A 21789-nucleotide genomic window follows, 5' to 3' on the forward strand; every position below is an offset into this window, starting at 1 on the left:
TTCGACATGACCGGTCTGAGACATGAAGATCAGCTCACGTGGTGGCTGCTGAGCGGCATCTTCGCCCTGCTGGCCGCGGTGAACGTCGGCCTCGCCGTCACCGAGAGCGCGACCTGGCCCTACGCGCTCGCGACCGTGCTGCTCGCCGCGAGCGCGTGGAGCGCCCGGCAGGCGTTCAGGCCCTTCCCGTCTTCTGGCGCGTCAGGTTCGACGCGACCCCGAATCGGAACGCCCGCACCCGATACGTCGCGTTTTTCTCGTCTGGGAGTGTGATCAGCCCGAACGAGGTGACGTCCGGGTCGAGCTGCGCCGCGACGCGGTAGTCCGCCGCACCCGCGGGCCTGAGCTCGATCAGGTACCCCTCCTCGTCGGACGCGTGGTCCTCCCACGTGAACAGGATGCCGTTCGCGTGCTTGACCTCCGCCTTCAGCACGCCCGGCGCCGCCTCCGGTGACGACACCGGGTGCGTGCCCCCGCCGGTCCTGCGCGGTTCCGCCCACTCGTGGCCATCGGTCTCCGGCACCTCCTCCCCCGGCGGCAGCGCGACGTCCACGGTGTCCGTGGCCGGTCCGGTGAACGGCCGGACCCGGTAGTAGAACTGCGTCTCCGGGATCAGGTCCGGGTGCTCGTAGGTGTTCTTGCCCGGCGGCGCGAACTCCAGCACCGCGTACTCGCCGTCGGCCGCGTTCGCGTACTCGACGACCTGCCCGGCCGCCCCCGCCTCCGGACGCCAGTGCAGCGTCACGTCGACCGGCGAGGTCAGCTCGGACGTCAGTGCAGGGGCCTGCTGCTCCTGGCCACAGGCAGCCAGGAGCAGCAAGACCGCCAACCACGTGTGCCGTCGGGTCACTTGCGCCAGAACCGGATGTTGCTCCAGACGACCGTGGCAGGTCCTTGGCCGCTGGAGGTCCGATAAGCGCCGAACTTGTCGTAGAAGCTCGTACCCGAGCTCGCATAGGTGTGCTTGCGCGAGCCGTTGATGTACGTGCGGTGCTCGGTGGCCGTGTTGTGCACGGTGTTCACCCGCACGGTCGTGCCCACGGTCGCGCCGGTCGCGATGGTGTCGCCTCCGTGCACGGCGTAGAGCCGGCCGCCGCGTTCCACGGCGAGCATCCAGAACGGTCCCGCGGTGGGCCCTTCCCGGAACGTCTGCTTGAGACTGACGCGGGTGCCGCCGAGACTGGTGATCCGGAAGCTCCCCTCGAACTGCCGCGTGCCGCCGGAGTAGGTGGCGTACCGGCGCTCTGCGCGCTGGTCTCCGCTCGCGGTGGAGCAGGTCAGCCGGAACGTCAGGTCGTCGACCGTGCCGCAACCGCGTTCCTGGACGGTGAACGATGGTGAGTAACCGGTCCACGGACCGGTTTCCACCTGGGCCTGCGCGGGCGAACCCGCCACGAGCAGACCGGTTGCCGCTGCGATCCCCGCGACGGTGCGGAGTCGTGTGGACATACCGATTCCTCCTCAAGACGTGCTGAGGACAGCACGTTTTCTCAGGGGGCGGTAGCGGCAGCGTAGCCGATAATGATCGGATGTTCGACCTCCACCGGCTGCGGCTGCTGCGCGAGCTCTCCAGAAGGGGAACGCTCGCGGCGGTCGCGCAGGCGCTGAACTACAGCCCGTCCTCGGTCTCGCAGCAGTTGTCGTTGCTGGAGAACGAGGTCGGCGTGCCGTTGCTGGAGCCGGTCGGCCGCCGGGTGCGCCTGACCCCGCAGGCGGAGATCCTGGTGCGGCACACCGAGGAGGTCCTCACCCGGCTGGAGCAGGCCGAGTCCGAGGTCGCCGCGTCGCTGCACGAGGTGACCGGCACGCTGCGGGTCGCGACGTTCCAGACCGCGGCGCTCGCGCTGATCCCGGCGACCCTGGCGCGGATGCGCGACGAGCACCCGGCGCTGCGGGTCGAGTTCCAGGTGCTCGACCCGGCGGAAGCGCTGTCCGCCTTGAACGCCAGGGACTTCGACCTGGTGTTCGTGGAGGAGTGGCCGGACCAGCCGGAGGCGAGGTTCTCCGGCCTGGAGTACCGGGAGGTGTGCCGTGACCCGATCCGGCTCGCGGTCCCGCGTGGACTGCCCGCCGCCGAGGTCGCCGCGTTCCCGTGGATCATGGAGCCGGCCGGGATGCCGCAGCGGGTCTTCGGCGTGAACTGGTGCCGTCACAACGGTTACGAGCCGGACGTGCGGTTCTCCTCGACCGACGTGCTGGTGAAGCTGCGGTTCGTGGAACGGGGACTCGCGGTCGCGCTGCTGCCGGACCTGGTCTGGTACGACCGCGACGTCACCGTGGACCTGCACGAGCTGCCGGTGCCGCAGTCGCGGCTGCTGTTCACCGCGGCACGGGCAGGGCGAGGTCAGCATCCCGCGGTGCGGGCGTTCCGGGAGGCGCTGGCGCTGTCCACAGCGCCGCTCCGACCCCCGCGGTGATGACGAGCCCGACGGCGCACAGCGAGACCAGGTCCAGGTGCTGGCCGAGCAGCACCGCGCCGGCGAGCGCGGCCGCCGCCGGTTCCAGCGCGAGCACCACGCCGAACGTGCTGGCCTGCAACGTCTTCAGCGCCCTGATCTCCAGCGTGTAGGGGATCGCGGAGGCCAGCACCGCCACGAGCGTGCCCAGCAGCAAGATCCGCGGCTCGAACAACGCCGTGCCCGCCGTCGACAGCCCGTACGGCAGGGTCAGCGCCGCCGCGACGGCACTCGCGCCCGCGAGCCCGCCGGTGCCGAGGCCCAGCGTGGCGATGGTGCGGCCGGCGAGGACGTAGCAGGCCCAGAAAGCAGCGGCGACCAGCGCCAGCACGACGCCGACCAGGTCGAGGCCGGCACCGCTGTGCTCGCGCAGCCCCAGCACCACGACCCCGGCGAACGCGAGCCCGACCCACACGAAGTCCCTGGGCCTGCGGCTCAGGACGGCCGCGAGCCCCAGCGGCCCGAGGAACTCGATCGTGACCGCGACGCCGAGCGGGATGCGTTCGAGCGCGAGGTAGAACGTGCCGTTCATGCCGGCCATGGTCATGCCGAGCACGAGCGTCTCCTGGCGGAACTTCGGCCGCACCATTACCGCCAGCAGCAACGCCGCGATGCCCAGCCGCAGCGCCGTGGCCCCCGGCGCGCCGATCTGGCCGAAGAGCTGACTTGCGAACGCCGCTCCGAACTGCAGGGAGATGACCGAACCGAGGACCAGGAAGACCGCCATGGGCACAGCCTCGTTGACCAGGTCTCTTCGGTACAGCTCAAGTTTTCGAGCGATGTCGTTCGGTTTTTCCGAACGTTTAGACTGGCGGGTGCGATGAGACGCAAACCCTCCTCCCCACTCCCCCAGCGCAACGGCCTGGACGCGGCGCGCCTGAAGCTGCCGCCGGACGGCACGTGGCCGTCGTTGCGCGCGCACCTGGTCGAGCGCCTGCCGCGGGTGGCTCCCGAGCGCATCGAGGAGATGCTGCGCGAGGAGCGGATCTGGGGCGTCACGGGCCCGCTGGGCGTCGACGCGCCGTTCGTGCCGGACAGCTACATCTGGTTCCACCGCGACCTGCCGGTCGAGGTGCCGGTGCCGTTCTCCATCGGTGTCGTGCACCGGGACGACGACATCGTGGTCGCCGACAAACCGCACTTCCTCGCCACGATCCCACGCGGTCAGCACATCATGCAGACGGCGCTGGTGAGGCTGCGCGACGAGCTGGGCCTGCCCGACCTCTCCCCCGCGCACCGCCTGGACCGCGTCACGGCCGGGCTCGTGCTGTTCGTGGCACGCCGGGAGCTGCGCGGCCGGTACCAGACCATGTTCCGCGACCGGGTGGTGCGCAAGGAGTACGAGGCGGTCGCGCCGGTGCGGCCCGACCTGGAGCTGCCGTGCGTGGTGCGGTCGCGGATCGTCAAGGAGCGCGGCATCATCACCGCGTTCGAGGAGCCCGGCGAGCCGAACGCGGAGACGCACGTGTCGCTGGTGGAGCAGCGCGGTGCGCTGGGGCGCTACCGGTTGCGGCCGCTGACCGGGCGCACGCACCAGCTGCGGCTGCACATGTCCGGTCTCGGCGTGCCGATCCTGAACGACGACTTCTACCCGGTGCTGCGGGAACGCCCGCTCGACGACTTCTCCTCGCCGTTGCAGCTGCTGGCCCGCACGTTGTCCTTCACAGACCCGGTCTCGGGCGTCGAGCGCTCGTTCACCTCGCGGCTGTCGTTGTCCGCCTGGTCATGAGACGTGCGTGCGCACGGCTGGAATGCTGTGCTCCGGCCAGATCTCGCACATCCGCTCGTGCAGCCGCCGTGCGAGCGCGCTCGTCTTCGGGTGCGTCTCGGTGAACGCCGCCACCACCCGCGTGCGGAACATCAACCGGTCACGCGCGGTCGTGGTCGTCCACGCCCAGTCCCCCTCCACCACCCTGGCGAGGTGGTCGGTGCCGTCGCGGTGCAGCCGCCGCACGAGAGCGTCCCCCTGCACCAACCAGCGCACGCACGCGTCCTCCAACGGCGCGGTGAACCCGCGTTCGGCGAAGTAGGCCTGTTCGGCTGCCTCCCGCAACGGTGCCGGTGTCTCGCTGACGAGCGCGCACGTCGGAAAGCCGATGCGGAGGTAGACGAGCTCGCTGAGGCCGTCGCCGAGCGCCGCTCCTTCGAGGTCCACGAACCGTGCGCCCCGATCGGTGTACAGGTCGTTGCCGGGACAGGGATCGCCGTGCAGCAGGTCGAACCCGCCGGTGTCGGTGAACACCAGCTCGTCCTCGGCGCCACCGGTCTCGACTCCGAGTGCGTGGACCAGCCGCAGGAACGGCTCCGGGTCCGGTACCCGCTGGCGTGGCAGCAGACCGGCGTGCCGCGGACCGGTGGACATGTGCAGGCGGGCCAACGCCCGCGCGTAGTCGACCACCCAGTCCTCTCGCGGCGGCTCGGACTGCAACCGTTCGAGCACCACGGTCTGTGCGGCCTCGTCGACGTCGAGGACACGCGGCACCACGCCGGTGTGCGCGGCCAGCCGCAGCGCGGTGACCTCGCGGGTGAAAGCGGCCGGATCGCCGATGACGCGTTTGACGATCCGGTCGCCGTCAGCCCACACGCTGGACCGCGGGTTGTCGTTCAGCAGCTCCACGGTCCCATCATCCTCAGGCGAGCGTGAGCGCGTACAGCTCCACCCGCGGGTCGTCCGGCAGCGTCACCGACCGCACGGTCTTGGCCGGGTCCAGCCGCAGCGACTGCCCGAACAACCGCACCGGCGGCCCGTCCACGCCCTGGCCCGCCTTGATCCGGTGCGGCATCTCCAGCACCGCGAGCCCACCGCCGGCCCAGTCCGGCACGGTGGCGGCGACCTCGGCGGAGGTGCCGTCGGTGTACCAGACGGTGAAGCCCGCCGACACCGGCCCGTTGTGCGAGGAGCCGACGACGTGCAGCCACGAGAACTGACCGGACGGCAGCAGCAGGCCCTGGCCGCGGGCCTCGACGAAGTTCGCCGCCGTGCCCGTCGGGTCCGGCGCCTGGTAGGTGATGCCGCCCCAGGTCACGGGTCCGGCGGGCGGCAGCAGCGCCTCGTCGTAGCTCCAGCCGCCGCCGTCGAAGTTGCCCGACGAGGACGCGGTGACGGACGCGGTGCCGTCGTGGTTGCGCTCCGGTGCGATGTCCACCGAGCACGCCGAGAACGCGCAGAGCGCGGCCTGCTTGACCTCCACGGTGGCCTTGAGCTGCACCGCCTCGACCTTCACCGCCACCTCGTAGGTGCCCACCGGCGTGCCCGCGGGCACGGAGACCGTCAGCGGCACCGTCTTCTGCGTCGGCAGGCCGCGCGAAACGATCGCGAACGGCCGTGCGCCGGTCACCGCCCAGCCCGCGGGCGCGGTCACCTCCGGCCGCACCGTCGTGGCCGACGGCGACTGCGCCAGCACGTCGAGCTGCAGCGTCAGCGACTGCGCCGACTCGGAGGTGGGCATGACGACCTCGGTGCCGCGCAGCGAGGCGTTCAGCGACCGCCGCGAGTCCACCTTGCCGTCGTTGAGCGACGGCGGCTCGTCACCGCGGCTCGTGCCCCACGACGACGGTTTCGCCGACACCTCGTAGGACAGCTTCCCGCCGCGCTGCACCGTGGACCAGTCGACCCACGTCCTGCGCACGTCGCGGCCGTTGAACGACGCCGACTTCACGTACCGCACCGAGTCGGAGACACCGGGCGCGGTCACCGTCAGCGTGCCGCCCTGGGAGCCGTGCTGTCCGATCCGGACGGTCGCGGACGGGAACTGCGGTGACGACAGGGCCAGGAAGCCGGAGCCGCTGAACGTCGGGTACAGGCCCAGCGACGAGAACACGTACCAGGCCGACATCGTGCCCAGGTCGTCGTTGCCGGTCATGCCGTCCGGGCCGGTGGTGAACAACGTCATCGCGGCCCGCACCACGGTCGCCGCCTTCGACGGCGTGCCCGTCCACAGGTACACGTACGGCGCCAGCAGGTCGGGCTCGTTGTTCGGGTTGTAGGTCGGCTTGCCGTAGTAGTCGTACGGCTCGGTGATCCAGTCCTGCCGTGCCGTGCCCGCCGGGTCGACGAGCAGCTTGTCGTAGGCGAAGAACGCGTCGAGCCGCTTCTCGGCCTCCCTGCGTCCGCCCATCAGCGAGATCAGCCCGGCCGGGTCCTGCGGCACCAGCCACTGGTACTGGTAGGCGCCGCCCTCGTGGAACTGGTGCGCGGCGTCGACCGGGTTGTACGGCGACAGCCAGGTGCCGGCGGCGGTGCGCGGCCGGAAGTGACCGGTCGAGGCGTCCCACAGGTTGCGGTACCACTGGCCGCGGTCGGCGAACAGCCGCGCGTCCGAGCGGTGGCCGAGCCCCTTCGCCATCAACGCCAGCGACGCGTCCGCCGCCGAGTACTCCAGCGTGGCCGAGGCCGGGTGCACGCAGTCGTTGTCGCCGCCCTTGTGCGCGCAGTCCGTGCCGAGCTTCAAACCGGACGGGATGTAGCCGCGCTCGTTGTAGTGCTCGACGCCCGAACGCCCGTTGTAGGGCGAGTCGGCCGGCGGCAACGTCAGCGCGTTCTTGCGCAGCAGCTGGTAGGTCTCCTCCTCGAAGCCCTTCAGCAGCCCCTTCTCCCACGCCTCGACCAGGAACGGCGTGACGGGGTCACCGGTCATGATGTTGGTCTCGGAGGAGGCCAGCGCCCACCGCGGCAACCACCCGCCGTCGCGCCCGCCGGCCACCACGGACAGCGCCACGTCCCTGGCCACCCGTGGTTCGAGGACCTGCAGCAGCTGGTTCTGCGGCCGGTAGGTGTCCCACAGCGAGAAGTTCTGGTACGGCGTGTAGCCCTCGGCGGTGCGCACCTTCCCGTCGAACCCGGTGTACCTCCCGTCGACGTCTCCGGCGACGTTCGGGTGCAGCACGGAGTGGTAGAGCGCCGTGTAGAACGCGACCTGCCGCTCGCGCGTGCCGCCGGTGATCCGCACGGCGTCGAGCTGCTTCCTCCACACCGCCTTCGCCGCGGCCACCGCGGCGTCGAAGTCGAACGCGGGCGCCTCGGCGGCGAGGTTCTTCCGCGCGCCCTCCAGCCCGGTGTAGGACAGGCCGACCTTCAACACGACGTCGCGGTCGGCCGTGGCGTCGAACGTGACCCACGCGCCGTTGCCACCCGTGCCGGCCGCGTCCCGCGACCCCGGCGTGGGCACGTTCCCCCGCCACGAGCCGAAGGACGCGAACGGCCGGTCGAACGTCGCCGTGAAGTACACGGTGTGCTCGTCCTTGCCCGCGCAGAACCGCCCGTTGCGCACACGGCCCTCGATGGTCCGGTCGCCGACGACGTGGATCTCGGAGTCAAGCACGGTCTGGTTGGACTTGCCGGTGTTGAACAGGACGTTCGCGGCGCCGTTGGACGGGAAGGTATACCTCTGCCAGCCGGTCCGCTGGGTCGCCGTGACCTCGGCGTTCACGCCGTACCGGGACAGCCCGACGCGGTAGTAGCCGGGCTGCGCTTGCTCGTCCGAGTGGCTGAACTCGGACTTGTAGGCGTTGATGTCAACGTTGTCAACGGACCCGACCGTCGGCATCACCGGCAGCTCGCCCATGACGCCGCACCCCACGCCCGAGAGGTGCGTCTGGGAGAAGCCGTAGATCGACGTGGCCTTGTAGTCGTAGCCGCCCTGACCTCCCGTGTCCGGGCTGACCTGCACCATTCCGAAGGGCACCGACGCTCCGGGGAACGTGTTGCCGAAGTTCTGCGTCCCCACGAAGGGGTTCACCAATGACGACGGGTCCTCCTGCGCCGGTGCCGCCTGCGCAGGAACTGTCAGACCCAGCAACAGCCCGGCTACAACCAGTGTCCGCATGGTCAGTCAGTATTGCCCGATCACCGCCACCCCGGCAGCTTCTGTCGTGTTTTGTCAGCCGGTGCGCAGCCGGCGAACCGCTTCCACCGACACGATCGCTGACAACTCCCCGGCACCGGGGTAAGCAGGAGGCATGCCCGTACAGCTCAACCACACCATCGTCCACGCCACCGACCAGGAGCGCTCCGCCCGCTTCCTCACCGACCTGCTGGGCCTGCCCGCCCCCGTGCGCTTCGGCCCGTTCCTCGTCGTCGAGGTCGCGAACGGCGTCTCGCTCGACTACGTGACCGCGCCCGGCCCGATCGCCGAGCAGCACTACGCGTTCCTCGTGACCGAGGACGAGTTCGACGAGGTCTTCGGCCGCATCCGGGAGCAGGGGCTCGAGCACTGGGCCGACCCGTTCCGCAGCCGCCCCGGCGAGATCAACCGCAACGACGGCGGCCGGGGCGTCTACTGGAGCGATCCGGACGGCCACACCCTGGAGATCATCACCCGGCCCTACGGGTCCGGCTCCTGACGGATCAGGCCCAAAAGGTATAGACCACCTCTTGTGCTCGGAGTGCCTGCCTGCCACCGTGAGAGCGGTAACACAGTGGGCGCGCAGATGCTCGGAGGAGTTGGTCCGCATGTTCTCCACACGCGCCGCCGCCCTGCTCGTCGCGCTGCTGGGCGTCTTCACGCTCGTGCAGCCGGCGACGGCGGCGCCGTTCATCGTCAGCGAGGCGCAGTTCAACCGGATGTTCCCGTCCCGCAACGGTTTCTACACCTACAGCGGCCTGCGGAACGCGATGGGCGCGTTCGGCTCGTTCGCGAACCAGGGCAGTGACACGGTCAAGAAGCAGGAGCTCGCGGCGTTCCTCGCGAACGTCTCGCACGAGACCGGCGGGCTCGTCTACATCCGCGAGATCAACCAGAGCGGTGACTACTGCGACGAGACCAAGCCCTACGGTTGTCCGGCGGGCACCAGGGCGTACTACGGCCGCGGCCCCATCCAGCTGTCGTGGAACTTCAACTACAAGGCCGCGGGCGACTACCTGGGCATCAACCTGCTGAGCAACCCCGACCAGGTCGCCACCAACGCCACCACGTCGTGGAAGACCGCGATCTGGTACTGGATGACGCAGAGCGGTCCCGGCACGATGACCCCGCACAACGCCATGGTCAACTCGCGCGGTTTCGGTCAGACCATCCGCAGCATCAACGGGTCGCTGGAGTGCGACGGCCGCAACCCGGGAACCGTCGAGAGCCGCGTCTCGAAGTACCGCTCGTTCACCGGGATCATCGGCGTCACGCCGGGTTCGAACCTGTACTGCTGAGGGCAGAAGAGGTCTAGACCCTTGACTGGTCTGGACCATTGATGCCAGGCTCAGCAGCACTGTTCACATCCTTGATCCCTCGGATGCGCAAAGACTCCAGAGGTGGGTGACCTTGCTGAAAAAACGCATCTTGGCGTCTCTCGCGGCGGGTGTGGTGGCGGCTTCCCTCGCCGTCATCGCGCCGACCGCGTCCTCTCAGGCAGAAGTGTCCGCGCAGGCCTGCACCTTCACGGACTGGGTCCAGGGCAAGTGGTACACCACCGGCTCGATCGTGAGGTTCGAAGGCAACTACTACGTCGCCGAGCACGACAACCCGGGCTACAGCCCGACGGTCTCCACCTGGTACTGGGAGCCGACGGGCTGTGACGGTGGCGGCGGCGGTGGCGGCGGCACCACCTGCAGCAGTGCGACCGACTGGGTGGCCGGCCGGCAGTACTACACCGGCAACATCGTGCGCTACAACGGTTCCTACTACATCGCCGAGCACGACAACCCCGGCTACGACCCGACGGTCTCCACGTGGTTCTGGGAGCCGCACAACTGCGGTGGCGGCGGCAACCCCGGTGGCTTCCCCGTCACCGAGGCCCAGTTCAACCAGATGTTCCCCGGCCGCAACAGCTTCTACACCTACCAGGGTTTCGTCGACGCGGCCCGCACCATCCCCGCGTTCGCCACGACCGGCAGTGACACGGTGAAGAAGCAGGAGGTCGCGGCGTTCCTCGCGAACGCGTCGCACGAGACCGGTGGCCTGGTCTACATCGAAGAGATCAACAAGAACAACGACCTCTGCGACGAGAGCCAGCCCTACGGCTGCCCGGCCGGTACCTACGCCTACTACGGCCGCGGTCCGATCCAGCTGTCGTGGAACTTCAACTACAAGGCCGCGGGCGACTACCTCGGCCTGAACCTGCTGCAGAACCCGTACCAGGTGGCGCAGAACTCCACGACCGCGTGGCGGACGGCGATCTGGTACTGGATGACGCAGCGCGGCCCCGGCACCATGACCCCGCACGACGCGATGGTCAACAGCGCCGGCTTCGGTCAGACGATCCGCAGCATCAACGGGTCACTGGAGTGCGACGGCCGCAACCCGGCGCAGGTGCAGAGCCGCGTCTCGAAGTACCAGTCGATCACCGGCATCATCGGTGTGACGCCGGGCGGCAACCTGTACTGCTAGGACTTGAGCTGTCCTGGTTCGCTGTCAGCTTCACTGCATGACCATGGAGCTGGACGAACTGCTGCACGAGCTGAACGACCAACGCAAGACCTTCCGCGTCACCGTGCGGGGTCTGACCGCTGCGGAGGCCGCGAAGCGCACGACCGCCAGCGAGCTCACGCTGGGTGGGTTGCTCAAGCACCTCACCCGGTGTGAGCGCGGCTGGACGCACATCCTCACCGAGCAGCCCCTGCCCCCGCCGGGAATGCTGGACTTCGACCAGTACACCTGGACGGGCGGCGACTTCGACGCGCTGCTCGCGTCCTACGACGAAGCGGTGCGCGCGACCGACGAGGCCGTGCGCACCGCTTCGCTCGACCACCCGGTGCCGTTGCCGTCCGCGCCCTGGGACCCGGACCCGCGGCCGATGTCGATCCGCCGGATCGTGCTGCACCTGATCAGGGAGACCGCGCAGCACGCGGGCCACGCGGACATCCTGCGCGAGTCGCTGGACGGCCAGTCGACCACGGCGTTCCTGTACGAGGACTGAGCACCTGGCCAGAAGCCTCGCCCGCCGTTGCTGCCCAGGCGTCTGCTCAGCCCCGGAAGGGGACTAGCTCGCGAGCTGTTCCTTCACCTGCGCCAGCGACGGGTTCGTGAGCGCCGTGCCGTTCGGGAAGTGGACGGTGGGCACCGTGCGGTTGCCGCCGTTCACGCTCATCACGAAGTCGGCCGCGCCGGGCGTCTCCTCGATGTTGATCTCCGCGTACTCGATGCCCTCGCGGTCGAGCGAGCTCTTCAGGATGCGGCAGTACCCGCACCACGAGGTGGAGTAGACGGTCAGCTGGTCCGGAGCCATCAGGCACTCCTCGTCGAGTCGTCGGACGTCACCGTTGTCAACGTGCGGCGGGACCGCCTGATGCCGGGATGAGCGCCAGATCACTCCGGCGTGGGCCGCCGCGCTGCTCCGGCGAGGCGGCTTTCGCTCGTTCAGAGCAGCCGCGGCGATCGTCAGACAACCGTCAGGTCAATTCCGCCCGCGGTCGGCGAGCATGGTTCGCGCACACCCCGAAATCATCCGGAAACGCGATCGGTTCCCATTCCGCCGCCGGTTCCGCACCCCAGGAAAGAAAGGCTGGCCATGCTGAAAACGCTGGCGGCTGCCGCCCTCGCGCTGTCCGCGGTCGTCGTTGCCGCGCCCGCCGCCCAGGCGGTTCCCGACGTCCCCGACTTCGTCACGATCGACGTGGTCACCGTGAACGGTTCCGGCTGCCCCGCCGGTACCGCCGCCGTCGCCTCCGCCGACGACCGCACGGCGTTCACGGTGACCTACAGCCAGTACCTCGCGCAGGCGGGGCAGGGCTCCGCGCCCACCGACTTCCGCAAGAACTGCCAGCTCAACCTGCGCGTCACCTACCCGCAGGGCTTCACGTTCGGCATCGCCCAGGCCGACTACCGCGGCTTCGCCCACCTGCAGGCGGGAGCCACCGGGACGGAGAAGGGGAACTACTACTTCCAGGGCATGTCCCAGACCGCCAGCCGCACCCACACGTTCACCGGCCCGAAGAGCGACAACTGGCAGGCGACCGACCGTGCGCAGGTGGCGGAAATCATTTACGCGCCCTGCGGTGAGGTCCGGCATCTCAACATCAACACCGAACTGCGCGTGAACGCGGGAACCGCGTCGAAGGCGAACAGCTTCATGACGATGGATTCCACCGACAGCAGCGTCAGCACCAAGTACCAGTTCTCCTGGAAGCGCTGCTGACAGCTGCGTCCACCGCCGCCGGTCTTTGTCGGATTCCAGTCGGAAAGGTGCCCCATGCTCAACGCAGTGGCCGCGGCCGTGCTCGCGACGTCGACGATCATCATCCCGCCGGGAGGCGCACCCGGCACCACGCCTCCGCCGGACCACATCACCATCGACGTCGTGACCATCAACGGGTCGGGCTGCCGGGCCGGCACGGCCGCCGTCGCCGTGTCCCCCGACAACAAGGCCTTCACCGTCACCTACAGCGAGTTCATGGCCCAGGTCGGCCCGCAGGCCCTGCCGACCGACTTCCGCAAGAACTGCCAGCTCAACCTGCGCGTCAACGTGCCGTCCGGCTTCACCTACGGCATCTCCTCGACCGACTACCGGGGGTTCGCGCACCTCGAACGCGGCGCCACCGCCCTGGAGCGGGCCAACTACTACTTCCAGGGCATGTCGCAGACCGAGTACAGGCAGCACAACTACAAGGGCCCGTTCAGCGACGACTGGCAGGCGACCGACACGACCGACGTGGCCGCGATCGTCTACCACCCGTGCGGCGAGAAGCGGAACTTCAACATCAACACGGAGCTGCGGGTCAGCGCGGGCACGTCCGACCCGAAGAAGACCACCAGCTTCATCGCGATGGACTCGACCGACGGGTCGATCGAGACGACGTACCACTTCGCGTGGAAGCTCTGCACCCCCAGGACGTGACACCCGGTCAGGGAGCTCCGGGTCGCGCACCGGCGCGGCCCGGGGTTTCCGTTCTCAGATCAGGAAGCGGTACGCGGTCGACCCCGGCTCCACGTGCTGGATCTTGAGCGGGGACTCCTTCATCCGCCCCCACAGCAGATCGTAGTCCTCACGCCGGCCCAGCTCGATGCACACGAGCGCCGCGCCGGTCTCCCGGTTGTCCCGCTTCACGTACTCGAACTGCACGATGTCGTCGTCCTTGCCGAGCACGTCGTCGAGGAACCGCCGCAGCGCACCCGGCTCCTGCGGGAACTCCACCAGGAACCAGTGCTTGAGGCCGCGGTGGATCATCGACCGCTCGACGATCTCGGCGTAGCGCGACACGTCGTTGTTGCCGCCGGAGAGCAGGCAGACGACCGTCGCGTCCGGCGCGACCGAGATCTCCTCCAGCAGCGCCGCCGAGGCGAGCGCGCCCGCGGGCTCGGCGATGATGCCGTCGATCTGGTACAGCTCCAGCATCTCCGTGCAGACCGCGCCCTCGGCGACGGTGAGCAGCTCGGCACCGGAGTCGCGCACCATCGGGAACGTGACGTCGCCCGCGCGCCGCACGGCCGCACCGTCGACGAACGTGTCCACCTCGGGCAGCGTGACCGGGTGGCCCGCCTGCATCGCGGCGATCATGCTGGCCGCGCCCGCGGGTTCCACGCCGATGACGCGGGTGCGCGGGAAGCGCTCCTTGAACCAGGTGCCGACGCCGGAGAGCAGGCCGCCGCCGCCGACCGGGGCGATGACCACGTCCGGGGCGCCACCGAGCTGCTGCACGATCTCCAGGCCCACCGTGCCCTGGCCCGCGACCGTGCGCGCGTCGTCGAACGCCGGCACGAGGGTGGCGCCGGTGTGCTGGGCGTACTCCTTGGCCAACGCCGCCGCGTCGTCGTAGGTGTCGCCGTCGACGATGAGCTGCACCATGCCCTGGCCGAGCGCGGCGATGCGGTCGCGCTTCTGGCGGGGCGTGGTGCGCGGCACGTGCACGCGGCCCTCGATGCCCAGGCGGCGGCACGCGTACGCCATGCCCTGGCCGTGGTTGCCCGCCGACGCGCAGACCGCGCCGCCGAAGGCGAACTCGGTCTGGCAGAGCAGGTTGAAGGCGCCGCGCAGCTTGTACGAGCGGCCGACCTGGAGATCCTCGCGCTTGAACCAGACGCGGGCGCCGGTGCGCTCGGACAGCCGCTGGTTCACCTCCAGCGGGGTCGTGCGAGCGACTCCACCGAGCCGGGCTGCGGCCGCGGACACCTCATCAGCGAAGGACATGACACTACATCTTCCGTGAACGACTCGGGTCTGGCACGCGTACCCCTGGAAGACAGGGAGGTGCCGAATTGTTTCGCCTTGTGGGCGTGTCAGCGCTGCTCATGATGCTCTCCGCGGTTCCCGCGCACGCCCATGGCGCGCCCACCGACCCACCGAGCAGGGCTTTTCTCTGCTCACCGGGCCGGCAGACAGCATCATCCTCGCCGTGCCGGACCGCCATCGCAGCGGGGTTGCCGTCCACGGAGTGGGATGACGTCCGGCTGGCGAACGTCGCCGGGCAGGACACCGCGCGCGTGCCCGACGGCAAGCTGTGCAGCGCCGGGCTGCCGAGGTACGCGGGCCTGGACCAGCCGCGCGCCGACTGGCCGGCCACCCGGCTGACGAGCACGGCGTTCACCTACCGGGCGACGATCCCGCACCAGGGCTCGTTCCGGTTCTACGTCACCCGCGACGGCTACTCCCCGGCCCGGCCGCTGCGGTGGGCGGACCTGGAGCAGTTCCTGACCGTGCCCTCTCCCCCGCTGGTGAACGGCGCGTACCGGTTCACGGTGCAGCTGCCGAAGCGAACGGGCCGGCACGTCGTCTACACGGTCTGGCAGAACACCGACACGCCCGACACCTACTACTCGTGCACGGACGTCGAGCTCGCGGCAGCACCCGCGACCGCTTCGGCGCGGAAGCCCGTTCCCGTTGCGTCGAGCACCGAACAACCTCCTTCCGCCGCAACGAGGATCGGGCTGTCGGCGGTGATCGGAGCGGTCGGCGGGCTCGGTGTCCTGGGCGGCTTCCTGTTGTGGCGCAGAAGAATTCTGTGAACGTCCCGGTACCCAACAGGTCTGGACCACCCTTACGATGATCTTCGGGCGCGCAACCCCTGCGAGATGGAGTGTGTGCCCCCATGGCCCGAAAACTGCTGGCGTTGCTGGCGATGCTCGCCGCGGCACTCGTCCCGGTCGCCGTCCCGGCACCGGCCCAGGCCGCCCCGTTCAAGGTGCTGGCGTTCTACAACGGCACGTTCGACGCGGCGCACGTCGCCTTCGTCAACGAGGCGAACCCGTGGCTGACCCGCGCGGGCCAGGAGAACGGCTTCACCTACGAGGCGACGCGGGACTGGAACCGCCTGGCCACCCTCACGCCTGCTCAGGCGCAGGTCGTGGTGTTCCTCGACGACGCGCCCACCGGTGCCGCGGCCCGTGCCGGGTTCCAGCGGTACGTGGAGGCCGGTGGCGGGTTCTTCGGCTTCCACGTCAGCGCGTTCACCCAGAACGCGAACGAGTGGTCCTGGTACCACAACACGTTCCTGGGCAAGGGCAACTTCGTGAGCAACACCTGGGAGCCCACCACGGCGGTGCTGAAGGTCGAGACCCGCACCCACCCGGCGACCCTGCGCCTGCCGGAGCGCTTCACTTCGTCGGTCAGCGAGTGGTACAGCTGGTCGCGCGACCTGCGCACCAACCCGGACGTCCAGGTGCTGGCGAGCGTCGACCCGTCGAGCTTCCCGCTCGGCACCGACCCGAACCAGCAGTGGCGCAGCGGCTACTACCCGATCATGTGGACCAACAAGAACTTCAAGATGGTCTACGCGAACTTCGGCCACAACGCCATGGACTACGTGAACAACGTCCCGAGGTCCTCGACGTTCGCCTCCGCCACGCAGAACGACTTCCTGGTCGACAGCCTGCTGTGGCTGGGCGGCGGCACCCGGCAGCCGCAGCCGGAGTGGAAGACCCTCGTCAACCGCGGCAACGGCAAGTGCGTCGACGCCCGCGCCGCCGGTACCGGCAACGGCACCGTCGTGCAGCAGTACACCTGCAACTCCACCACCGCCCAGAACTTCCGCGCGGTGGCCACCACCGACGGCTTCTCCCGGCTGGAGTACCGCAACAACCCCGCGAAGGTGGTCGACGTGAGCGACGTGTCCACCGCGGACGGCGCCGGCCTGCACCTGTGGGACTACGTCGGCGGCGCCAACCAGCAGTGGCGGGTGACCACCGGCTCCGACGGCTACTCGACGATCGTCGCGCGGCACTCGGGCAAGTGCCTGTCGGCGCCGGCCGGGAACAACGCCGACGGGGTGCAGCTGGTGCAGGCGACGTGCACCGGCTCGGCCGCGCAGAGCTTCCGGATCGGCTGACCGGCCGGGTCGTCAGTCGGCGGTGCCCGGCTGCGGCCTGGCCGTCACGGTGACGCGTTCGGCCGGTCTCCGCGCCGCGGAGGCCGGGCCGGGCGCGGGGAGGAAGCCGTACATGTCGTTGAGCTGGTGCAACGCCGACACCGCGTCCCTCCACACCGGGCACGGCCAGGCGCGGTGGCGCCCGTACCAGGTGTGGCACGACTTGCACCGGTGCTTCTCGTCGGGCTCGTGCATCCGCAGCAGTCCGCGCCACCACGGCAGCGCCGAGCGCAGCTGTTCGCGCAGCTCGACGACCTCGTGCGGCGAGTCCGCCCGCGCGAGCCGGCCCATGGTGCGGTAGACGACGTCGATCACCGCCCGGTGGAACGGTCCCTGCCGTTCAGCGAGCGCCATGACCTGCTGCCTCCCAGGTCGCGGGTACCCCGGTCGCGGTTGAGACTCCCACGGTGGGAGTCTATGTTGGCCCACGGCGGCTTTCAACTGGTGAAAATCCAGTCACCCGCACAGCTCTTTCCGTGGGTGGAAATGCTCACCGCGCGCAACGGGAGGAGTCGGCAATGGCGGGGGAACGGTCCCTGGCTGACAAGCTCAACCACCTGTTCGCCGCTCACACCGCGCGGTCCGGGCAGGAGTACAGCAACGAGCACGTCGCGGCGGCGATCGCCGACACCGGGGTGACCATCTCGCAGAGCTACATCTGGCAGCTGCGCAAGGGCCGCAAGGACAACCCGACCTTCAAGCACCTCCAGGCGCTGGCGGGGTTCTTCGGCGTGCCGGTGAGCTACTTCTTCGACGACGAGGTCACCGACCGGGTCAACGAGCAGCTGCAGCTGCTCAAGGAGGAGCAGTCCAGGTTGAACGAGCTGACCGCCTCCAGCGACGCGCAGCTGATGGCCATGCGCGCGGATGCGTTGTCACCGGACCGGCGCCGGCTCGTCATGGAGCTGCTGGACGTCGTCTACCGGCAGGAACAGGCCGAGCGCGGCGAGGGCTGACCCGTGGCCGAACGAGAGCTGCGCAGGCGCTGCCGCCGGCTGCTGAACGAGCTCGACATCCAGCCGCCGCTGGACGTCGCCGAGCTGTGCCGCCGCGTCGGCGAGCAGCGCGGCAGGCCGATCCGGCTGCTCGCGCACCCGATCCCGGTGCCGGGGCCGTTCGGCGTCTGGATCGCGACCGCGCAGGCCGACTACATCCTGTACCAGCGGGAGACGTCGAAGGCGCACCAGAACCACATCATCCTGCACGAGCTCGGGCACCTGCTGGCCGGTCACACGACCTCCGAGCAGGACGACGGTCTGCTCGCCGGCCTGTACCCGGACCTCGAACCGGAGGCGGTGCGGCGCGCGCTGCGGCGCACCTCCTACGACTCCGCGCACGAACGCGAGGCCGAGACGGTCGCGACGATCATCCTCGAATGGGCGTCGGTGCTGGACCAGGTCGCGCCGCGCAGCTCGGAGGGCCCCGCGCGGCGGATGGCCTCCTCGCTCGCCGACCGGATCGGGTGGCTGTAGTGGAGTACCTGAAGGAGACGCAGGGCATCGTCGCGTTCTCCGCGCTCGCCGTGGTGCTGTACCTGCTGGTGCGCCGCCCGCACGACCCGCGGCTGCGCTCGGTGACCGGTCTGGTGGCCGGTTGGGCGGTCGGCTACCCGTTCGGGCGGGCGGCGGCGAACGGGCGGTGGTTCCTCGGGCTCGACCCGATGGTGTGCCAGCTGGTCCAGCACTCGATGCTGCAGGTCGGGGTGTTCTGCCTGATCTGCTTCTTCCTCTTCTCCGCGCTGGACGACGAGGGTGCGCGCCGGAAGGCGGTGCAGCACCTGGTGCCGCTCGCCGGGTGCATCGCGGTCATGACGTGGGCGGTGCTGTCGATCCCGGACGAGCTGCGGGTGGCGGCGGCGCGCGTGCCGAACTCGCTGGGCGGCGGGCCGACCGGTGTCCTCGCGATCACGGTGTTCTACGCGCTGGGCAACGGCTACCTGCTCTACGGGTTCGCGACGATGTTCGGGTGGGCCCGCCGGTACGCGCGCGGTGCCGAACCGCGGCTGCGCAGGGGCCTGCTGATCACCTCGACCGGCCTCGCGCTGCTGGTGCCCGCCGACGCGATCTTCGTGTCGTCGAACGTCTCGCGCTACTTCGGCGAGCCGCTCCCCCGCTGGCTGCTGACCGCGGCCGTGTGGTTCCTGCTGCCCGGGGTGCTGCTGTGCGTGGTCGGCGTGCTCTACCCGGTCGCGGCGATGCGGTTCGCGGCGACGAGGCTGTGGTTGCGGCACCTGCGCGCCTACCACCGGCTCGGTCCGCTGTGGACGCTGCTGCACCAGTCGTTCCCGGAGGACGCGCTGCACCGGGTGCCGTCGCGGCGGGACGCGTTCTCGTTGCGCGGCGTGCACCGGCGCTACTACCGGCGGGTGATCGAGTGCCGGGACGGCCTGGTGCGGATCAGCCCGTACGTCGCGCAGACGCCGGAGGACCTGCCGTTGGCCGAACGGCTGCGGGCCGGCCTGGAGACGCGCAGGGCGGGCGGGGTGGCGCAGCGCAGGCCGATCGCGCTGGCCGTGCCCGAGCACGACGGGATGGACGCCGACGTCGGGGAGCTGGAAAAGCTCGCGGTGGCGTTGCGCTGAGCTTATGGTCCGGAGGTGGACCTGCCCGTGATGCCTCCGGTGAAGCCGATGCTCGCGAAGTCCGTGCCCGAGCTGCCGCGCGGGGACGGCCTGCACTACGAGCCGAAGTGGGACGGCTTCCGCTGCATCGTGTTCCGCGACGGCGACGAGGTCGAGCTCGGCTCGCGCAACGACAAGCCGCTGACCCGCTACTTCCCCGAGGTCGTGGAGCTGCTGCGGGACGCGCTGCCGCCGCGGTGCGTGGTCGACGGCGAGATCGTGCTGGTCACCCCGGACGGCCTGAGCTTCGACACGCTGCAGCTGCGCCTGCACCCCGCCGCGTCCCGCGTCCGCAAGCTCGCCGCCCAGACCCCGGCGAGCTTCGTGGCGTTCGACCTGCTGGCCCTCGGCGACACCGACGTGACCGGTCTCCCGCTGGCCGAGCGCCGCGCGATGCTGGAGGACGCCGTCCGCGAGGTGCCCGGTGCCTACCTGACACCGTCCACAACGGACCCTGAGGTGGCGCAGGACTGGTTCACCCGCTTCGAGGGCGCCGGCTTCGACGGTGTGGTGGTGAAGGCGCTGGACGGGGTCTACGAACCCGACAAGCGGGTGATGTTCAAGGTCAAGCACGAGCGCACGGCCGACTGCGTGGTCGCGGGCTACCGGCTGCACAAGGACGGCGAGACCGTCGGGTCGCTGGTCCTCGGCCTCTACCGGGACGGCGAGCTGCACAACGTGGGCGTGGCCAGCAGCTTCACCGCGGCCCGGCGGCGGGAGCTGGTCGAGGAGCTGGCGCCCCTGCTCGACCCCGCGGAGCACCCGTGGAGCGCGTGGGCGACGTACGAGGGTCCCGGCATGAACAGCCGCTGGAACCCCGACAAGCAGCTCCAGGTCGTGCTGCTCGACCCGGTGCGGGTGGCCGAGGTGCGCTACGAGCACGTGCAGGGCGGCCGGTTCCGGCACACGGCGCGGCTGGTGCGGTTCCGTCCCGACAAGGAGCCGCGGGACTGCACGTTCGAGCAGCTGGAGGAGGTGCCGCCCGCGGAGCTGGACGCGCTGTTCGGCGAGGCGGAGCGGCGGCGGATGATCGAGCCGTGAAGGTGATCAAGCGGAACGGCACGCACGAGATCGAGATCGGGCGGTCGCGGTTCCTGTGCCACGTCGCCCGCGTCACCTCCGACCAGGAGGCGTCCGAGTTCTTCGCCCGCGTCCGCAAGGAGCACTGGCAGGCCACGCACAACTGCACGGCGTTCCGCACCGCCGACACCCAGCGGTCCTCCGACGACGGCGAACCCGCGGGCACGGCCGGTGTGCCGATGCTGGAGGTGCTGACCCGGCGCGACCTGGTCGACACCGCCGTCGTCGTCACCCGCTACTACGGCGGCATCAAGCTGGGCGCGGGTGGTTTGGTCCGTGCGTACGGACGAGCCGTATCCGAGGCGGTCGACGCACTGGGCACGCTGACCCGCGAACGGCACGAGAGCGTGCTTCTGGCCGTTCCGCACGACCAGGCCGGGAAGCTGGAGAACGCGTTGCGCGCGGCCGGGTACCACGTCGCCGACACCGAGTACGGCCACGACGTCACCTTCACCGTGCTGACGAAGGACCCGGACGGCTTCGAGGTCTGGCTCGCCGCGCAGACCGGCGGTGCGGTCACCGCGATCAGGGGCGAGCCGGTCGACCTCGACAGCTAGGCCGTCAGGGCGTCCAGAGCGGACTGGCTCGTGGCGTCCGCGGCGCGGTGCACCACCACCAGCTGGCCGGGGTCCTGCACCGGCCGCAGCGTCTCGAACCGGGTGGTGATGACGCCGGCGTCCGGGTGGTGCAGCACCTTGTGCCCGCGGGCGTTGACGCGGACCTCGCCCGAGGCCCAGAGCCGGGCGAACTGCTCGTCCCCGGCCACGCACTCGGCGATGAGCGCGCCCAGCACCCGGTCGTCGGAGTGCGCGGCCCACGCCGTGCGCAGGTGCGCGACCCCGTCCCGCACGACCTGGTCGCGGTCGGCGTAGAGCGTGCGCATCCGCGGGTCCACCAGGCACACCAGGATCGCGTTCCGCCTGGCTGGCGGCAGCGTGCCGAAGTCGAGGAACAGCCGCGCCATCGCGTCGTTCCAGGCCAGGACGTCGTAGCGGTGGTTGAGGACCATGGCCGGGCGCGGTGCGAGGTCGGCGACCAGCGCGGCGAGCGCCGGGTCCGCGGTGGTGGCGGGCTCGGCGGTACCGCGCGGGCGCTGCCGGGTCAGGCCGTAGAGGTAGGCGCGCTCGTCCGGTGCCAGGCGCAACGCCCCGGCCAGCGCCTCCACCACGTCCGCCGACGGCCGCAGCCCGCGGGCCTGTTCCAGGCGCACGACGTAGTCGACGCTGATCCCGGCCAGCTCGGCGACCTCCTCGCGGCGCAGACCGGGTGTGCGGCGGGAACGGCGTTCGGGCAGGCCGACGGCGCGGGGGTCGAGGCGTTCGCGCCGGGTCCGCAGGAACGCGGCCAGCTCCGCGGTGGTGCTGATCACCCCTGGTCCAACCCGCCGGGTGGGACGGCTGTTCCCA

General features: G+C 70.2%; 24 protein-coding genes. 15 read left to right on the forward strand and 9 right to left on the reverse strand.

The genetic code is table 11. The features are described from left to right. Positions 1–175: 175 nt before the first annotated feature. A complete protein-coding gene (locus ACVDFE_RS34505) occupies positions 176–820 on the reverse strand; it encodes a fibronectin type III domain-containing protein (protein WP_458433415.1) in 645 nt (214 codons plus the stop codon). 26 nt (positions 821–846) lie between these two features. After that, a complete protein-coding gene (locus ACVDFE_RS34510) occupies positions 847–1449 on the reverse strand; it encodes a hypothetical protein (RefSeq protein WP_360398625.1) in 603 nt (200 codons plus the stop codon). An 80-nt stretch (positions 1450–1529) separates the two neighbouring features. On the opposite strand from ACVDFE_RS34510, the gene ACVDFE_RS34515 reads away from it, so the two are divergent. Continuing rightward, positions 1530–2417 (forward strand): LysR family transcriptional regulator, encoded by an 888-nt coding sequence (locus tag ACVDFE_RS34515; protein WP_458433416.1) that lies wholly within the window; start codon positions 1530–1532, stop codon positions 2415–2417. Here the strand turns inward: ACVDFE_RS34515 and ACVDFE_RS34520 are convergent. Further along, positions 2320–3183 carry an EamA family transporter gene (locus ACVDFE_RS34520; protein ID WP_458433417.1) on the reverse strand — a complete coding sequence of 288 codons (864 nt, stop codon included), beginning with the start codon at positions 3181–3183 and terminating at the stop codon, positions 2320–2322. The genes ACVDFE_RS34515 and ACVDFE_RS34520 overlap by 98 nt on opposite strands. Positions 3184–3276: 93 nt before the next feature. On the opposite strand from ACVDFE_RS34520, the gene ACVDFE_RS34525 reads away from it, so the two are divergent. Continuing rightward, positions 3277–4185: an RluA family pseudouridine synthase gene (locus tag ACVDFE_RS34525; protein ID WP_458433418.1), complete on the forward strand. Its 909-nt coding sequence runs from the start codon at positions 3277–3279 to the stop codon at positions 4183–4185. Here ACVDFE_RS34525 and ACVDFE_RS34530 read toward each other — a convergent pair. Together ACVDFE_RS34530 and ACVDFE_RS34535 are read right to left on the reverse strand one after the other, a co-directional pair. Continuing rightward, positions 4180–5073 (reverse strand): hypothetical protein, encoded by an 894-nt coding sequence (locus ACVDFE_RS34530; RefSeq protein WP_458433419.1) that lies wholly within the window; start codon positions 5071–5073, stop codon positions 4180–4182. The genes ACVDFE_RS34525 and ACVDFE_RS34530 overlap by 6 nt on opposite strands. 13 nt (positions 5074–5086) lie before the next feature. Continuing rightward, positions 5087–8281: a GH92 family glycosyl hydrolase gene (locus ACVDFE_RS34535; RefSeq protein ID WP_458433420.1), complete on the reverse strand. Its 3195-nt coding sequence runs from the start codon at positions 8279–8281 to the stop codon at positions 5087–5089. A 133-nt stretch (positions 8282–8414) separates the two neighbouring features. Here ACVDFE_RS34535 and ACVDFE_RS34540 point away from each other — a divergent pair, with 133 nt between their 5' ends. The 4 genes from ACVDFE_RS34540 to ACVDFE_RS34555 all read left to right on the forward strand — a co-directional run bounded on the left by ACVDFE_RS34540 (position 8415) and on the right by ACVDFE_RS34555 (position 11303). After that, entirely contained in the window at positions 8415–8798 is a 384-nt protein-coding gene (locus tag ACVDFE_RS34540) for a VOC family protein (RefSeq protein ID WP_360398637.1), read from the forward strand. Positions 8799–8907: 109 nt separating this feature from the next. After that, positions 8908–9597: a chitinase gene (locus ACVDFE_RS34545; RefSeq protein WP_360398639.1), complete on the forward strand. Its 690-nt coding sequence runs from the start codon at positions 8908–8910 to the stop codon at positions 9595–9597. A 112-nt stretch (positions 9598–9709) separates the two neighbouring features. Then, on the forward strand, positions 9710–10774 hold the full coding sequence (locus tag ACVDFE_RS34550; RefSeq protein ID WP_360398641.1) for a glycoside hydrolase family 19 protein: 1065 nt from the start codon (positions 9710–9712) through the stop codon (positions 10772–10774). Positions 10775–10811: 37 nt separating this feature from the next. Then, positions 10812–11303, forward strand: coding sequence for a DinB family protein (locus ACVDFE_RS34555; protein WP_360398643.1), 492 nt, complete (start codon positions 10812–10814; stop codon positions 11301–11303). A 63-nt stretch (positions 11304–11366) separates the two neighbouring features. Here ACVDFE_RS34555 and ACVDFE_RS34560 read toward each other — a convergent pair whose 3' ends face one another. Beyond that, positions 11367–11612, reverse strand: a complete 246-nt coding sequence (locus ACVDFE_RS34560) for a mycoredoxin (protein WP_360398645.1) — start codon at positions 11610–11612, stop codon at positions 11367–11369. Positions 11613–11894: 282 nt separating this feature from the next. Here ACVDFE_RS34560 and ACVDFE_RS34565 point away from each other — a divergent pair, with 282 nt between their 5' ends. Beyond that, positions 11895–12521 (forward strand): DUF4360 domain-containing protein, encoded by a 627-nt coding sequence (locus ACVDFE_RS34565; protein ID WP_360398647.1) that lies wholly within the window; start codon positions 11895–11897, stop codon positions 12519–12521. Positions 12522–12575: 54 nt separating this feature from the next. Next, a complete protein-coding gene (locus ACVDFE_RS34570; RefSeq protein ID WP_360398649.1) occupies positions 12576–13220 on the forward strand; it encodes a DUF4360 domain-containing protein in 645 nt (214 codons plus the stop codon). A gap of 54 nt (positions 13221–13274) precedes the next feature. Here the strand turns inward: ACVDFE_RS34570 and ilvA are convergent, their stop codons facing one another. Next, the gene (ilvA, locus tag ACVDFE_RS34575) at positions 13275–14510 is read right to left on the reverse strand and encodes a threonine ammonia-lyase IlvA (protein WP_360398651.1); all 1236 of its coding nucleotides are present in this window, start codon (positions 14508–14510) and stop codon (positions 13275–13277) included. Between the two features lie 104 nt (positions 14511–14614). On the opposite strand from ilvA, the gene ACVDFE_RS34580 reads away from it, so the two are divergent. After that, positions 14615–15325 (forward strand): lytic polysaccharide monooxygenase auxiliary activity family 9 protein, encoded by a 711-nt coding sequence (locus ACVDFE_RS34580; RefSeq protein ID WP_458434447.1) that lies wholly within the window; start codon positions 14615–14617, stop codon positions 15323–15325. Between the two features lie 83 nt (positions 15326–15408). Then, on the forward strand, positions 15409–16644 hold the full coding sequence (locus ACVDFE_RS34585; protein WP_360398653.1) for a ThuA domain-containing protein: 1236 nt from the start codon (positions 15409–15411) through the stop codon (positions 16642–16644). Positions 16645–16656: 12 nt separating this feature from the next. Here ACVDFE_RS34585 and ACVDFE_RS34590 read toward each other — a convergent pair whose 3' ends face one another. Continuing rightward, a complete protein-coding gene (locus ACVDFE_RS34590) occupies positions 16657–17037 on the reverse strand; it encodes a hypothetical protein (RefSeq protein ID WP_360398655.1) in 381 nt (126 codons plus the stop codon). A 164-nt stretch (positions 17038–17201) separates the two neighbouring features. On the opposite strand from ACVDFE_RS34590, the gene ACVDFE_RS34595 reads away from it, so the two are divergent. From ACVDFE_RS34595 to ACVDFE_RS34615, 5 genes are read left to right on the forward strand one after another with little or no spacing between them, the layout of a single operon-like run. After that, positions 17202–17639 carry a helix-turn-helix domain-containing protein gene (locus ACVDFE_RS34595; protein WP_360398657.1) on the forward strand — a complete coding sequence of 146 codons (438 nt, stop codon included), beginning with the start codon at positions 17202–17204 and terminating at the stop codon, positions 17637–17639. Positions 17640–17642: 3 nt separating this feature from the next. Then, complete coding sequence (locus ACVDFE_RS34600) at positions 17643–18155, forward strand: hypothetical protein (protein WP_360398659.1); 513 nt, start codon at positions 17643–17645, stop codon at positions 18153–18155. After that, complete coding sequence (locus tag ACVDFE_RS34605) at positions 18155–19264, forward strand: MAB_1171c family putative transporter (protein WP_360398661.1); 1110 nt, start codon at positions 18155–18157, stop codon at positions 19262–19264. The genes ACVDFE_RS34600 and ACVDFE_RS34605 overlap by 1 nt, the downstream gene beginning before the upstream one ends. A 15-nt stretch (positions 19265–19279) precedes the next feature. Beyond that, on the forward strand, positions 19280–20344 hold the full coding sequence (locus tag ACVDFE_RS34610; RefSeq protein ID WP_458433421.1) for an ATP-dependent DNA ligase: 1065 nt from the start codon (positions 19280–19282) through the stop codon (positions 20342–20344). Then, positions 20341–20940 (forward strand): YigZ family protein, encoded by a 600-nt coding sequence (locus tag ACVDFE_RS34615; RefSeq protein ID WP_458433422.1) that lies wholly within the window; start codon positions 20341–20343, stop codon positions 20938–20940. Before ACVDFE_RS34610 ends, ACVDFE_RS34615 begins: the two co-directional genes overlap by 4 nt. Here ACVDFE_RS34615 and ACVDFE_RS34620 read toward each other — a convergent pair. Next, positions 20937–21752 (reverse strand): helix-turn-helix transcriptional regulator, encoded by an 816-nt coding sequence (locus ACVDFE_RS34620; protein WP_458433423.1) that lies wholly within the window; start codon positions 21750–21752, stop codon positions 20937–20939. The two genes, ACVDFE_RS34615 and ACVDFE_RS34620, sit on opposite strands and share 4 nt — an antisense overlap. Positions 21753–21789 lie beyond the last annotated feature (37 nt).

The organism is Lentzea chajnantorensis (assembly GCF_054300775.1).